The following is a 14,871-nucleotide window of genomic DNA, read 5'->3' as shown; positions in this document are numbered from 1 at the left end:
CCCGATAGGCCGCGCAGCGGCCTCAAAAATGGGCCTGCTACGCAGTCCATCGGGAGCAAGTCGAATCGTCGCACCGCCCCTCCCACAATGACCGCGTTAAGCCTAAACTGACAGCCATTAGGGCTTGTCCCGCGCTGGGTGGCGCAGCCGCCCTATAACCAGACACCTCGGTTTTTCTGAAACACTGCGGCGTCCTTGTTGGGGCGGCTGCGCCGCCCAGCGCGGGGCAAGCCCGCTCACTACAAGGGTTAGCTGCGTTATGCGAGGCTCTTGCTGACCACCTCGAATACGTCACTCGACAACTCGCCGGACGCAAGAATGCGCTCCAGCTGCGCCTTCATCAGCGCCTGGCGGGTGTCGTCATATTTGCGCCAGCGTGTCAGCGGCGCCAGTTGGCGCGAAGCGATCTGCGGGTTGAGACTGTTCAGCTGGATCACCAAGTCCGCCAGGAAGCGATAACCCGAACCGTCGGCCGCATGGAAGTTGATCAGGTTCTGCCCGGCGAACGCGCCAATCAGCGCCCGCACCTTGTTCGGGTTCTTGATGTTGAACGCAGGGTGCTCCATCAACGCCTTGACCCGATCCAGACCGCCCGGCAAGGTGCTGCCGGCCTGCACGCTGAACCATTGGTCCATGACCAGCGGGTTGTCCTTGAAGTTTTCCGCGAAAACCGCCAGTGCCTGGGCCTTCTGCGCTTCGAACGGCGAATTGACCAGTACCGCCAACGCCGTCAGGCGTTCGGTCATGTTGTCGCAGGCGTCGAACTGTTCCAGGGTGGCCGCCAGCACTTCGGGCTTGCCGCTGAGCATCAGGTACGACAGCGCGATGTTCTGCAAGGCACGCCGTGCAAAGTGCTCGGCGGCCGCCACATACGGGGTCTGTCGGGACAGCGCACGGTTGGCCTGATAGCGCAGCCAAAGCGCTTCGAACAGGTGCTCGGCGAGCTGCTGGCGGGCAAACTCACGCGCCGCGTGGATGGCATCGACATCCGCCACTTCGCTGATTTCCGTCAGGTAGGCTTCACTCGGCAATGACAGCATCTCGGCGACCATCGCCTGATCCAGGCGCTCATCGCTCAGCACGGTGCGCAAGGCCTCGATCAGGCGTTGATCCAGCTTCAGCGGCTGACCCGCCTGATGCTGGCTGATCAGTTCCTGCAACACCTGCACCGCCAGTTGCTGGCCGGCATCCCAACGGTTGAAGCCGTCGCTGTCGTGCTGCATCAGGAACATCAGCTGATCGCGGCTATACGGGAAGCTCAGTTTCACCGGGGCCGAGAAACCGCGCAGCAGCGAAGGCAACGGCTGTTCGGCGATATCGACGAAGGTAAAGGTCTGCTCGGCTTCAGTCACCGAAATCACCCGCGAGGTGCCGGCAGCGCTCGACTCTCCGGCCAGGCGCAAGGCAATGCCGGCGCCCTTGCCGTCCAACAGGCCCAACTCGACCGGGATCACGAACGGCAGTTTTTCCACCTTGTCCGGCGTCTGCGGGCAGCTTTGGCGGAACGTCAGGCTGTAGGTCTTGGCCGCGGCGTCATAGGACTCGCTGACCGCCAGGCGCGGCGTACCGGCCTGGCTGTACCAGCGCTTGAACTGGCTCAGGTCGGCGCCATTGGCATCTTCCATGGCCTTGACGAAGTCGTCGCACGTCACCGCCTGGCCATCGTGGCGTTCGAAGTACAGGTCGCTGCCTTTGCGGAAGCCTTCGGCCCCCAGCAGGGTGTGGATCATGCCGACCACTTCCGAACCTTTTTCGTACACGGTCAGGGTGTAGAAGTTGGAGATCTCGATAAAGCTTTCCGGGCGCACGGCGTGAGCCATCGGGCCTGCGTCTTCGGCGAACTGGTGAGTGCGCAGGTACGCCACATCCTGAATGCGCTTGACCGTGGCCGAGTTCATGTCGGCGGAGAAGCCCGAATCACGGAATACGGTGAAGCCTTCCTTGAGCGACAGCTGGAACCAGTCGCGGCAGGTCACGCGGTTACCCGACCAGTTGTGGAAGTATTCGTGGGCGACAATCGCCTCCACACGCTGGTGCGCGGCGTCGGTGGCGGTTTCGGCACGGGCCAGCACGGCACTGGAGTTGAAGATGTTCAGGCCCTTGTTTTCCATGGCGCCCATGTTGAAGTCGTTCACGGCCACGATCATGAAAATATCGAGGTCGTACTCGCGCCCGTAGGTTTCTTCATCCCAGCGCATGGATTTTTTCAGGCTGGTCATGGCGTGCTGGCACTTGTCGATATTTTCCGGCTCGACGTAGATGCGCAGCGCCACTTCACGCTGGGTCATGGTGGTGAAGCTGTCTTCCACGCACCACAGATCACCGGCCACCAGCGCGAACAGGTAGGCCGGTTTCTTGAACGGGTCTTCCCAGGTTGCCCAATGACGGCCGTCTTCACCGGGGCCGCTGGCGATCGGGTTACCGTTGCTCAACAGCACGGGGTAGCGGTGTTGCTCGGCGATCACCGTGGTGGTGAAGGTGCTCATCACGTCCGGGCGGTCGAGGTAATAGGTGATCTTGCGAAAGCCCTCGGCCTCGCACTGGGTGCAGAACATACCGCTGGATTTGTACAGGCCTTCCAGCGCGGTGTTGCTTTCCGGGTGGATCTTGACCGTGGTGTCCAGGGTAAAGGTGGCGCTCTTGGGGTGCACGGTCAGGTGGCTGTCGGTCAACTGGTAGTCGGCGTCAGTCAATTCCTGGTCGGCCAGGTTCACGCTCAGCAGCTCCAGCTGCTGGCCATCCAATACCAACGGCGGCAAGCCGGCGCCGCGCTCAGGGTTGCGGCGCATCACCAGTTGCGCGTGGACCAGGCTGTGGTCCTCGAACAACTCGAAGGTCAGGTGTGTTTCGTCGATCAGGTAATCCGGCGCCTGATAATCCTTCAGGTAAATCATCTTCGGTTGTTCGGTGCGCATGGGTGGCATCCTTCTACTGATGCACGGCGAGCTGGTAGGCCGTGTATTTGCGAATATTGATAACGCCGGTATCGAAGATCAGGTATTGGCCCTTGATCCCCAGCAGCGTGCCTTCGGCAATCGGGTTCTTGTCCAGGTTGAAACTGACGATCTTGGCGGGATATTGCTCCACCGGGTAGCGGATTTCGATGGGCTCGATGTCGGTCACCGGTTGGATGGCCTGCAGGCCGAAGCGTTCCTGCAAACCGAGCAAGCCGTCGGCGCAGGCGCTGAACAGTTCTTCGCGCACCTGCTTGAGGTCGACCGACTGGGCGTCACCCTTGAGCAGCGCGCGCCAGTTGGTCTTGTCGGCCACTTGGCTGCGAAACAGGTCCTCGACGAAACCCGATTGCTGGCGGGTGGCGACGCGCATGATCGGCAGCGCCTGGCTAGCGCCCTGGTCAAGCCAACGGGTTGGCAGTTGAGTGGCACGGGTGATGCCGACCTTGATCCCCGACGAATTGGCCAGGTAGACCACATGGTCGGTCATGCAGAATTTTTCGCCCCAGCCTGGATCACGGCAGGTGCCGGCGTCGTAATGGCAACGCTCGGGGCTCATGATGCACAGGTCGCACTGGGCCAGTTTGGTCATGCACGGGTAGCAGTAACCCTGGCTGAAACTGGTCTTGGTCTTGCGGCCGCAATGGCTGCAATGGATGGCGCCGAGGTACTCCAGGCGCACGTGAGTACCGATCAACGGGTTGACCGGCACCTCGGTATCACCCAGGCGAAACGCATACTGAACAGTCGGCTCACCAAGTTGCGCCGACATTTTGCTGACTGCACCGCGACCAATTTCAATCAATGGATCGCATCCGACTTGAACAGGATGTTCGGCACCGGCGCCGATTTGGACGCGCATTCCTGCGGGCCCATATAGCCGGTGCGCTGGTCTTCCGGCAGGTTCTGGATTTCCCAGGCGATCACCGCCTGCAGGGACAGTTCGCGCTGCTCGTCGGTGAGCTTGCGGCCATCGGACCATTTGCCGATTTCCACGGCGAGCTTGAGGCTCTCGTAGATATCCGGGGTGATGTTTTCGATCATTTCAGCAAAAGAGGACATAAGGCTCTTCCTTATCAAATAGACGCTTTGCGACGGCTGTACAGCCCGCCCAGCAAACCTGTCAGGCAACCGATGGCCAAGCCGCCCACGTGGGCCGCGTTGGCGATTTCGCCGAAGCCGATCATCGAGACCAGCCCCGACATGCAGAGCACCAGCCATATCAGCATCATTGCCAGCACCCCACGGGGCAGGCGATAGGCCGGGTTGGGCGACAATAACTGGAAGATCCAGCAGTGCCCGAGCAGGCCATACAACACACCGGACAGCCCGCCGAACAGGCCCGGGCCGCCATAGGCATATTGCGCGTAATTGGAGACCAGGCTGAACAACAGGGTCAGGCCCAGCAGGTTGATACTGCCCTGGCGCACCTCGATACGGCGCCCCAGCTCCCAATACCACATGCCATTCATGGCCAGATGCAGGATGCCGAAGTGGATCAGCATCGGCGTGACCAGCCGCCACCACTGCCCTGCGGCCAGGCTGTCGGCCAGCGGCGTGAACTGGATGTATTCGCCCATGACCCGGAACGGCAGGAAGGTCAGCCAGGCCATGGCTTGCAGGTTTTCACCGAGCAGGGTCACCGCGCCCACGATCATGCTAGCCAACAGCACCAGCGCGGTCACCGGGCTCATGCGCAGTTGCTGGACAAAGCCTGGGCGGGTGACGGGCGCCTGCTCGGGAATGTCCAGTTGCTGGTCCGGATCACCGGCGGGAAAGCGCTGATACAACACGCGCACGTCGTCGCTGATGCTCTCGGGCACCCACAACACCTGCTCACCGCCCTCCTCGCTGACGCGATGAGGCACCTGCATGCGTTGCAGCAGTTTGACGAAACCACCCAGGTCGGCGCTCAAGGGCAAGCGCAATACAGCAACGGTGCTCATGCAATAACCTCAGGCCGCTCAACGTCGACCCATACAAATTTACGGGGGTCCAGCCGGGTTTCCTGGTCCAGTCGATACGCCACCAGCTTGCCGTACAGCACCGCACTGTAGTCCAGGCAGGCCAGGTTCGGGCGGATCGGCGCCGGTTTGCCGCTGCGCCAGTAATGGCCGACGAACAACAACGGCTCGTCGACGCCATAGCGCAGCAGGGAGTTTTTTTCAGTGGACGACAACGGCGTGCGTGCCACCGGCTCCGGCAAGGCGTCGGGCTGGAACACAATGTCGCCGTAGGTCTTGGGGTCGTCCTCCCAGAACTTGGTGCGAAAGAACGAGCGCGTCAGGCCGTCGCCACCGGTCAGCGTCAGCCCATCGGGCAGGCGCATATCGGTGCCACGCAGCAGGCGGTCGAAGGCGTTGCAGGCAAAACTGCCGGGCACGGCGGCGGCCTGCAGGAAGTGCTGGTCGATGCAGCCGTCCGGGAAGGTCGCCCGCAGCGGTTGGATAAAACTGTCGTCCCAGCACGCATGCACCACGCGAAAACGCCCGGCATCGACAAACAGCGGCATGTCATAGAACCAGCCAAGGAAGTCATGCCAGTCGGCCGGGTGATGCTCGAACTGGGTCAGGGTCTCATGGATCAAGCGTGCATGCCGTGGGTTGTGCTCACGCACGAACTGCTTGCCACTGCCTGGCGGTGCCGGGGTGGTCCAACCCAGTGCGTTGAACTCGTGGTTGCCCATGACGCACAACGCCTGGCCGGCTTCGGCCATGTCGTGGACGATATGCAACGCCTCGCGAATGCGGGGGCCGCGGTCGATGATATCGCCGAGGAACACCGCCATACGCGTGGGATGGCGCCAGGTGCCGCCCTGCTTGTGGTAACCCAGCCGGTCGAGCAAGTGCTCGAGGGTATGGGCGCAACCGTGCACGTCACCAATCAGGTCGTAGCTACGCGCGGGATCGAGCATCAGTCGCCTCCACCCCCCAAGCGGCTGCCCCAGCCCAACTTGGTACGGCACACTTCGTAGTAGTTGTGATCCAGCGGGTGGATCAAGCGCAACTTCTGTGCCTTCTTGCTCACCGTGATGGTGTCACCGGGAGCGCAGGTAAAATGGTTCTGCCCGTCGCAGGAGACTTGCGGGTAGATCTGCATGTCTTTGGATACCACGATCTTCAGCTCACTGTTGCCATCGACCACAATCGGCCGACTGGACAACATATGGGGGTACATCGGCACGATCACAATGGCATCGAGCTTGGGGTGCATGATCGGGCCACCGGCCGAAAGCGCATATGCCGTGGAGCCGGTGGGCGTGGCGACGATCAGTCCGTCGGCCTTCTGGCTGCACACGAACTGGCCGTCGATATACAACTCGAACTCGATCATGCGCGTGGATTTGCCCGGGTGCAGCACCACGTCGTTCAGGGCATCGCCCTGGCCGATGGCTTCGCCGTGGCGGCGCACTTCGGCTTGCAGCAGGAAGCGGTTTTCCACCAGGTAATGGCCGTCGAGCACCTTGGCCACTTCGACTTCCAGCTCATCCGGGCGGATATCGGTCAGGAAGCCCAGGCTGCCCCGGTTGATCCCCAGCACCGGCACGTTATGCCGCGCCAGCGCCCGGGCCGCGCCGAGCAGGCTGCCGTCGCCGCCGACCACGATCACCATGTCGCACACTTCGCCGAGCATCTTGCGCGACGAGGTTTGCAGGCCATGGCCCGGCAGGATTTCAGCGATAGTGTCTTCGAGGATCACATGCAGGTGGCGTTCCAGCAGGAACTTTTTCAGCCGGCGGACGGTGTCCAGCACCTGGGTACTGCCCAGACGACCGATAATGCCGATATTGCGAAATTGCTCCATGGGGCTCCTGCGGGATGTAGGGTATGGCGAAAAACAACGATTATGGGCGAAAGGCCGCGCCAGGCAAAACCCTTTGTCGCTGCCCGACCATGATGACAACGGTTCTCAGCCACCTGCCCGGTGCGTAAAAGGCTATGCTCGGACCATGACGGTATTCCCTGACTTGCATCATTTACCCCGCCAACTGCGCCACCCCGAGGTGCGCGACCTGGCGTGGGTGATCCTGGCCCCGCCGATGCTTGCGCAAACGCCTTGGTCGCAGCGTCACCCATTGGCCGGCAGCGACTGGGTGCAGGCACCCGATCGGCTGGAACACTGGTTGCGCACTCTCGATCAAGACAGCAGCGCCTTGCAGCACTGGTTGAGCCTGTCACGCACCCGGCGCCTGGGCCTCTACTACGAACGTTTGTGGCAATTCGCTGTGCAACACGCGCCGGGCGTGGAGCTGTTGGCGGCCAACCTGCCGATCCGCCGCGCCGGGCACACCCTGGGCGAGCTGGATATGCTGCTGCGCGACCGCGATGGCGTGCACCACCTGGAACTGGCGATCAAACTTTACCTCGGCCCCCAGCACGGCAATGGCCAGGACACCGCGCAATGGCTGGGCCCAGGGTGCCACGACCGGCTGGACCGCAAACTGGCGCACCTGGCTCAACATCAATTGCCGATATCGGCCAAAGCCGAGAGCCGCGAAGCCCTCGCCACGCTGGACATCCAATGCCTGGAGGCGCATCTGTGGCTGGGGGGTTACTTGCTGTACCCCTGGCCCGCCCAGGCCGCGCCGCCCCACGGCGCCCATCCGCAGCATCTGCGCGGGCGCTGGCTGCATCAGCGTGACTGGCGGGATTTTTCCAGCGCAAGCCCAGCCGGTCGCTGGCAACCCCTGCCACGCCACGCATGGCTGGCGCCGGCACATTACCCCGCGAGTGAAGTGTGGAGCGTGGAACAGATGCACCACTGGCTGGCCGACCTGGACCCGATGGCGCCGGCACAGTTGTTGGTGCGGCTGGTGCAAACCGGCGAAGACTGGGAGGAAGCCGAGCGCCTGTTCCTGGTAGCGGATCTCTGGCCCAACGTGCCAGGGAGTCTGTAGTGAGCGGGCTTGCCCTAATGCCAGTCAGTTAAGCGATAAAGCGGGCGATGAATAAATTGTGGGAGGGGCGGTGCGACGATTCGACTTGCTCCCGATAGGCCGCGCAGCGGCCTCAAAAATGGGCCTGCTACGCAGTCCATCGGGAGCAAGCCCCCTCCCACAGTGACCGCGTTAAGCCTTAACTGACTGGCATTAGGGCTTGCCCCGCTCACTACAAGTGATCGATGTGGCGATACTCCAACTGCAAGCCCGTCGCCAGCTCCTGGGCCCGACCCAACCTGATCGGCCCACGCTCGATATCCACCAGCCACCCCGGACACTCAAGCGACGGCAAACCGGCAACCTTCTTGAGTCGCCCATCGGTAATCACCAACAAGCGCTGCTGCTCGGCAGGATAGCGCTTGCGCCGCTGCGCCAACCAATTCCCGGCCTCGATCAGTGCCGCCAGCAACGGCGTACCGCCACCGGCGCCCAGCTGCTCCAGCCAACCTGCGAGGCTCTTGGCCGCTTTCAGCCCCTGCACCTGCCACTTCGGCGACTGCCCGCTGGCCGTCAGCAACGCCATGCGCGCGCGCTGTCGGTAGGCGTCTTCGAACAGTTGGGCCAGCAAGCCCTTGGCGTCGCTTAATGCGCGATGACGCCGCGTGGACGCCGAGGCATCGACAATCACCAACCACAACTCATGCGCCGACCGGCTACGCAGATGAAACAGCAAGTCCTCGCGCGCGTGCGGGCGACCACCGAGCAAGGTGCCCGGCCAATTGACCGAGCCCTGCTGAGCGCTGCGCGCCCTGCCCTGCGCGCCTTTGTCCACTCGCCCCGCTTTGGGCCGGGCATCCACCCCCGCGTCCAGTCGAGGGCGAATGCCTAGGGCTTTTTTGGCCAGGCCGCCACATCACGGCGCGCACCCGTGGGCAGTGCTGGTGCAGGCATATCGCCCCACTGGCCTTGGCCAGGAGAAGGATCGGACTGCTTGGGCGACTGGCCCTGATGGGGAGGACCGGCAGGCGGTGATTGCTCCTGACGGCGATGGCGCAAGGCAAATTCGGCCACGGCGTCGATATCTTCGTCGGCGATGGCATCAGCCCCTCGCCAAGCGGCATGCGCCCTGGCGCCGCGCAGCCAGACAAGGTCGGCACGCAAGCCATCGACACCCGCCGTAAAACAGCGCTCGGTAATCGTTGCCAGGGCCTGGTCATCCAGCGCGATACCGTCTAGACGCGCCCGGGCCTGGGTGCAACGTTCACGCAACTCGGCCTGTTGCCCGGCCCATTGCGCACAGAAAGCGTGAGGATCGCGGTCAAAGTCCAGCCGACGCCGAATGATCTGCCCGCGTTCGGCGGGCAAGGTTTGGCCGCTCAACGCCACATTGAAGCCGAATCGATCGAGCAACTGCGGGCGCAGCTCACCTTCCTCCGGGTTCATCGTGCCGATCAGCACAAAGCGCGCCGAATGCCGATGGGAGATGCCGTCTCGCTCGATCAGGTTGGTGCCGCTGGCAGCCACATCCAGCAGCACGTCCACCAGATGATCCGGCAGCAAGTTGACTTCATCGACATACAACACGCCGCCATCGGCCTTGGCCAACACGCCGGGGGAAAACTGCGCACGACCTTCGCCCAGCGCGGCGTCCAGGTCCAGGGTGCCGACCAGCCGCTCTTCAGTGGCGCCCAACGGCAAGGTGACGAACTGACCGCTGGCCAGCAAATCCGCCAGGCCACGGGCCAAGGTGGACTTGGCCATGCCGCGCGGGCCTTCGATCAGCACGCCGCCGATCTTCGGGTCGATGGCCGCCAGGCACAGCGCCAGTTTCAATGCATCGGCGCCGACCACGGCGGCCAGTGGGAAATGTGGCGTATCAGTCATCAGCTGTCTTCTTCTATATCCAGCAACAGGTTTTCCAACGCCTCGCGATACGCACCCGGCTCCTGCCACAGGCCGCGCTGCTGGGCTTCAAGCATGCGTTCGGTCATGTCGCGCAGCGCGGCCGGGTTGTGCTGTTGCACAAAGGCCCGGGTGTCGGGGTCGAGCAGGTAGGCGTCGGCGAGCAAGGCGTATTGATGATCATCGATCAGCGCCGTCGTGGCGTCGAAGGCGAACAGATTGTCCACCGTCGCCGCCATTTCGAAGGCACCTTTATAACCGTGGCGTTTGACCCCGTCGATCCACTTCGGGTTGGCGGCACGGGAACGGATCACCCGGTTCAACTCTTCCTTCAAGGTACGGATCTTCGGCAAGTCCGGCTGGCTGTGGTCGCCATGGTAACTCGCGGCTTTGGCGCCACTGAGTGTTTCCACGGCGGCGAGCATGCCGCCCTGGAACTGGTAGTAATCGTTCGAGTCGAGCAGGTCATGCTCGCGGTTGTCCTGGTTCTGCAACACCGCCTGCACCTGGCTCAAGCGCCGAGCGAACTGTTCGCGGGCGGCGCTGCCTTCATCCGAGCCACCATAGGCGTACGCCCCCCAATTGAGGTAAACCTCGGCCAAGTCCTCGCGGCTTTGCCAGAGGCGACCGTCAATGGCGCCCTGCACGCCTGCGCCATAAGCGCCAGGCTTGGCGCCGAAGATACGCCAGCCGGCCTGTTTGGCTGCGGCCTCTGCGTCCAGGCCGGAGCTGAGCAGCGCCTCGCGCTCGCTGCGCACCTTGGCCGCCAGCGGGTTCATATCGTCCGGTTCATCCAGGGCGGCCACCGCCTGCACCGCCGCGTCGAACAGGCGGATCAGGTTGGCGAAGGCATCACGGAAGAACCCGGACACCCGCAACGTCACGTCGACCCGTGGGCGATCCAACAGGCTGATCGGCAGGATTTCAAAGTCATCCACCCGTTGGCTACCGGTGGCCCACACCGGGCGCACACCCATCAGCGCCATGGCCTGGGCGATATCGTCGCCGCCGGTGCGCATGGTCGCCGTGCCCCATACCGACAGGCCGAGCTGACGCAGATGGTCGCCGTGATCTTGCAGGTGTCGCTCCAGAATCAGGTTGGCCGACTGAAAGCCAATGCGCCAGGCCGTGGTGGTCGGCAGGTTGCGCACATCCACCGCGAAGAAATTGCGCCCAGTGGGCAGCACATCCAGGCGCCCGTGACTCGGCGCACCGCTGGGGCCGGCCGGTACGAAGCGACCGCCCAGGGCATCGAGCAAGCCCCGCATCTCGGCCGGGCCGCAGCTATCCAAGCGCGGCGCCACCACCCAGCGCAGGCTCTCGATAACCGCCTTCACGTCCTCCCAGCCCGGTTCTTCCAACTGTTCCAGCGGACCTTCCAGCGCCTGCTCGATCAACCGCGCCGCATACAATTCCAGGCGTTCACGCGTATCGCCGGCGGTGCGCCACAGCTGCGCGTCGAGCGCCTGCAAGACCTCGGGCCGACGCCCGGTCCAGGGCTCGGCCAAGGCACAGTCGAGGGGGTCAAAGCCCAATTCGAAAGCCTTGGCCAATACGCGCAACAGGCTCGATTGCGGACCACGGCCGTCGCCACGCGGGATACGCAACAACGCCAGCAAGGTGTCGATACGCAGGCGACCTGCAGGAGATTCGCCGAAGACATGCAGGCCGTCACGGATCTGCGACTCCTTCAAGTCGCACAGATAGGTGTCCAGGCGCGGCAGCCAGACGGCCGCGTCCACGTCGCTGCCCAACGCCAGTTCCTGGTCGATACGGGTTTCGCGCACCAACTTGAGGATGTCTTTCTGCAGTTCCAGTGCGCGGCGCGGGTCAAGCAACTGCGCCTCGTAATACTCATCCGCCAACAACTCAAGGTCACGCAACGGGCCATAGGTTTCGGCGCGGGTCAGCGGCGGCATCAAGTGATCGATGATCACCGCCTGGGTGCGCCGCTTGGCTTGGGCGCCCTCGCCCGGGTCATTGACAATAAACGGATAGATATTCGGCAGCGGTCCCAACAATGCATCAGGCCAGCAGGTTTGCGACAGGCCCACGCCCTTGCCCGGCAGCCATTCGAGGTTGCCGTGCTTGCCCACATGGATCACGCCGTGGGCGCCATAGGTATGGCGCAGCCAGAAATAGAACGCGAGATAGCCGTGAGGCGGCACCAGGTCAGGGTCGTGGTACACCGCGCTGGGGTCTACCTGATAGCCCCGCGCAGGCTGGATCCCGACAAAGGTCAGGCCCAGGCGCAGGCCGGCGATCATCATGCGGCCATCACGGCACATCGGGTCGTTATGAGGTGGTCCCCAACGCTCCTGCACGGCCTGGCGGTTGGCTTCGGGCAAGCGGTCGAACATCGCCTGGTAATCGTCCAGGCCCAGGCTCTGGTGGCAAGGGCGCAGGTCGAGGCTGTCCAGATCGTTGGTGACGCCGCCCAGCAATTGGTGGATCAGCGCGGTGCCGCTGTCCGGCAACGCGTGCGGCAGCGGGTAGCCTTGCGCTTGCAGCGCACGCAGGATATTCAGCGCCGCTGCTGGGGTGTCCAGGCCCACACCGTTGCCAATGCGCCCGTCACGGGTCGGGTAGTTGGCGAGCACCAGTGCAATACGTTTCTGTGCATTCGGCACCTGCGCCAGCTCAACCCAACGGCGTGCCAGTTCGGCGACAAAGTCCATGCGCTCAGGGGCTGCGCGGTAGCACACCACGTCCGACTGGCTACGCTCGCTGCGCCACGCCAGGTCCTTGAAACTGATCGGCCGGCTGATGATGCGCCCGTCCAGCTCCGGCAAGGCAATGTGCATCGCCAGGTCGCGTGGGCCGAGCCCCTGTTCGCTGGCCTCCCAGCCCGGCTGGTTGTCTTGCGCGCAGATCGCCTGGATCACCGGGATATTGCGGCGAAACGGGTATAAATGCGGGGCTTCGGGGCTGGACTGGGCAAAGCCGGTGGTGTTCAGGATCACCGCTGCGCTGACTTCGTCCAGCCAGTCTTCGACCGCCGCCAGGCAGCCGGGCTCTTTCAGGCTGGCCACCGCCATCGGCAACGGATTAAGCCCCGCCGCCTGCAGGCGCTGGCAGAACACGTCGATAAAACCAGTATTGGCCGCCTGCAAATGGGAGCGGTAAAACAGCACCGCCGCCACCGGCAACTCAGGGCTCCACTGCTGCTGCCAGTCATTGAGGCAGGCGTTGGCGTGCTGGGGATGATAAATCGCCGTGCGCGGCAACAGCTGCGGCTCGGCCCAGGCGTAATCGCGGCCCACGTACGTACTGGCCAGGCAGCGATAGAAATCCAGGGCATTGCTCAAACCGCCTTGGCGCAGGAAGTGCCAGAGGCGGTCGCGCTCTTCCATGCCGACGGTGCTCAACCCACTGAGTTCCGGGTCCGGGCGATCATCGCCGGGTACCAGGATCAGTTGCACACCACGCTCGGCCAACTCCACTAACCGCTCAATGCCATAGCGCCAATAACCGATGCCGCCGTGCAACGAAATCAGGATGACTTTGGCGTGGCGCAGCACCTCATCGACATACAGGTCGACCGAAGCGTGATTCTGCACCTGCATCGGGTTGGCCAGGCGCAAGCTGGGGTAATCGTCGGGTAACTGCTGCGCCGCTTCGGCCAACAGCGCCAGGCTGGAATCGCCGCTGCACAGGATCACCAGTTCGGCGGGGGTTTGTCCAAGGTCGGCGATATTGTCGTCCGAGACGAAACCACCGGGCTGGGTCCTGAGCAGGTGCATGGGTCAGACGCTGAGGGCGGCGCGCAGTTGCGCTTCGAGACCCGCCGCATCCAGCTCCTGGCCGATCAGTACCAGGCGCGTGGTCCGCGCTTCATCGGCGCCCCAGGCACGGTCGAAGTGTTTGTCAAAGCGCGTGCCCACCCCCTGGATCAGCAGGCGCATCGGTTTGTTCGCAATCGCGGCGAAGCCTTTGACGCGCAGGATGCCGTGTTGCACTACCAACTGAGTCAGGGCGTCGAGCAACAGCGCTTCGTCGGTTTGCGGCAGGTCGATGGAGATGGAGTCGAAGGCGTCGTGATCATGGTCGTGATCCTCTTCGCCGTCGTGGTGGTGATCGTGATGGCTATGCCGACCGTCAATGTGTTCTTCGGAGCCGGCACCCAGGCCGATCAGCACGTCCAGCGGCAAGCGGCCGCTGCTGGCTTCGATGATCTTCACCGCCGGCGGCAACTCCTCGGCCACTTCCAGACGCACACGGGCCAGGTCTTCGGGGTTGATCAGGTCGGTCTTGTTGAGGATCACCAGGTCGGCGCTGGCCAGTTGATCGGCGAACAGCTCGTGCAGCGGCGATTCGTGGTCCAGGTTCGGGTCCAGTTTGCGCTGAGCGTCCACTTGGTCCGGGAAGGCGGCGAAGGTGCCGGCGGCCACGGCAGGGCTGTCGACCACGGTGATCACCGCGTCAACCGTGCAGGCACTGCGGATTTCCGGCCACTGGAAGGCTTGCACCAACGGCTTGGGCAGGGCCAGGCCGGAGGTTTCGATCAGGATATGGTCTAGGTCGCCGCGCCGCGCCACCAATTCGCGCATCACCGGGAAGAACTCTTCCTGCACCGTGCAGCACAGACAGCCGTTGGCCAGCTCGTAGACGCGGCCATTGGCTTCTTCCTCGGTGCAACCGATGGAGCACTGCTTGAGGATTTCACCGTCGATCCCCAGTTCACCGAACTCGTTGACGATCACCGCGATACGACGGCCCTGGGCGTTGTCGAGCATATGCCGCAGCAAGGTGGTTTTGCCCGAGCCGAGAAAGCCGGTAACGATGGTGACGGGGAGTTTGGCCAGTGTTTTCATCGGATGCCCTTTTGGGGCGGGCAGACGGGACGACAGGCCCTGCGGCGGCGCGCAGCAGCGGATTTCGTCACCGGATCACCCCGCCCGGTTGAATTGGAAAATCGGTTGCGAGGCAGGTCTCCTGGCTTGGGGCTTGCGGGTCTTGCGACCGGCGCCGGCTGCGCCTTCCCGCGTTATCGGCAGTGGCGTGGCAGTCAGTTGAACCCTTCACAGTTGCGGGGGCAGCCGCGGCTTGAACCGCGTTCCCTTCTTAGCTCCGGCCTGGGCCGAAGAACCTCGAAGGTGCAAGGCTACGCAGTGCGCGGGGGATGGTCAACGTCGG

11 protein-coding genes and 1 riboswitch are annotated in these 14,871 nt (G+C 63.4%); of the genes, 1 reads left to right on the top strand and 10 read right to left on the bottom strand.

What is annotated here, in order from left to right:
• Window positions 1-257: 257 nt before the first annotated feature.
• Genes pepN through JBE38_RS04340 form a run of 6 tightly spaced genes read right to left on the bottom strand, consistent with a single transcriptional unit; the run spans window position 258 to window position 6,758 of the window.
• On the bottom strand, window positions 258-2,915 hold the full coding sequence (gene pepN / locus JBE38_RS04365; protein ID WP_205343667.1) for an aminopeptidase N: 2,658 nt from the start codon (window positions 2,913-2,915) through the stop codon (window positions 258-260).
• 13 nt (window positions 2,916-2,928) lie between these two features.
• Window positions 2,929-3,759: a DUF2797 domain-containing protein gene (locus JBE38_RS04360; RefSeq protein WP_090371477.1), complete on the bottom strand. Its 831-nt coding sequence runs from the start codon at window positions 3,757-3,759 to the stop codon at window positions 2,929-2,931.
• A complete protein-coding gene (locus JBE38_RS04355) occupies window positions 3,756-4,016 on the bottom strand; it encodes a YeaC family protein (protein ID WP_060757109.1) in 261 nt (86 codons plus the stop codon). Before JBE38_RS04355 ends, JBE38_RS04360 begins: the two co-directional genes overlap by 4 nt.
• A gap of 14 nt (window positions 4,017-4,030) precedes the next feature.
• Window positions 4,031-4,900, bottom strand: coding sequence for a rhomboid family intramembrane serine protease (locus JBE38_RS04350; protein ID WP_205343666.1), 870 nt, complete (start codon window positions 4,898-4,900; stop codon window positions 4,031-4,033).
• Window positions 4,897-5,871: a metallophosphoesterase gene (locus tag JBE38_RS04345; RefSeq protein WP_412458323.1), complete on the bottom strand. Its 975-nt coding sequence runs from the start codon at window positions 5,869-5,871 to the stop codon at window positions 4,897-4,899. The genes JBE38_RS04350 and JBE38_RS04345 overlap by 4 nt, the downstream gene beginning before the upstream one ends.
• On the bottom strand, window positions 5,868-6,758 hold the full coding sequence (locus JBE38_RS04340) for an NAD(+) kinase (RefSeq protein ID WP_003217892.1): 891 nt from the start codon (window positions 6,756-6,758) through the stop codon (window positions 5,868-5,870). The genes JBE38_RS04345 and JBE38_RS04340 overlap by 4 nt, the downstream gene beginning before the upstream one ends.
• Window positions 6,759-6,903: 145 nt before the next feature.
• On the opposite strand from JBE38_RS04340, the gene JBE38_RS04335 reads away from it, so the two are divergent.
• The gene (locus tag JBE38_RS04335; protein WP_205343665.1) at window positions 6,904-7,851 is read left to right on the top strand and encodes a DUF1853 family protein; all 948 of its coding nucleotides are present in this window, start codon (window positions 6,904-6,906) and stop codon (window positions 7,849-7,851) included.
• Window positions 7,852-8,062: 211 nt separating this feature from the next.
• On the opposite strand, the gene JBE38_RS04330 is transcribed toward JBE38_RS04335, so the two are convergent.
• The 4 genes from JBE38_RS04330 to cobW are packed head-to-tail and all read right to left on the bottom strand — an operon-like array spanning window position 8,063 to window position 14,549.
• Window positions 8,063-8,665, bottom strand: a complete 603-nt coding sequence (locus tag JBE38_RS04330; RefSeq protein ID WP_205344002.1) for a VWA domain-containing protein — start codon at window positions 8,663-8,665, stop codon at window positions 8,063-8,065.
• A gap of 53 nt (window positions 8,666-8,718) precedes the next feature.
• Entirely contained in the window at window positions 8,719-9,717 is a 999-nt protein-coding gene (locus tag JBE38_RS04325) for an ATP-binding protein (protein ID WP_205343664.1), read from the bottom strand.
• Window positions 9,717-13,478, bottom strand: coding sequence for a cobaltochelatase subunit CobN (gene cobN, locus JBE38_RS04320; protein ID WP_205343663.1), 3,762 nt, complete (start codon window positions 13,476-13,478; stop codon window positions 9,717-9,719). The genes JBE38_RS04325 and cobN overlap by 1 nt, the downstream gene beginning before the upstream one ends.
• A 3-nt stretch (window positions 13,479-13,481) precedes the next feature.
• Window positions 13,482-14,549, bottom strand: coding sequence for a cobalamin biosynthesis protein CobW (gene cobW / locus JBE38_RS04315; RefSeq protein WP_090371491.1), 1,068 nt, complete (start codon window positions 14,547-14,549; stop codon window positions 13,482-13,484).
• Window positions 14,550-14,643: 94 nt separating this feature from the next.
• A riboswitch (cobalamin riboswitch) is annotated at window positions 14,644-14,843 on the bottom strand.
• Window positions 14,844-14,871: the final 28 nt, after the last annotated feature.

It is taken from the genome of Pseudomonas sp. ICBG1301 (assembly GCF_016918385.1).
GTDB lineage: Bacteria > Pseudomonadota > Gammaproteobacteria > Pseudomonadales > Pseudomonadaceae > Aquipseudomonas > Aquipseudomonas palleroniana.
This window is presented reverse-complemented; position numbering and strand designations above follow the sequence as displayed.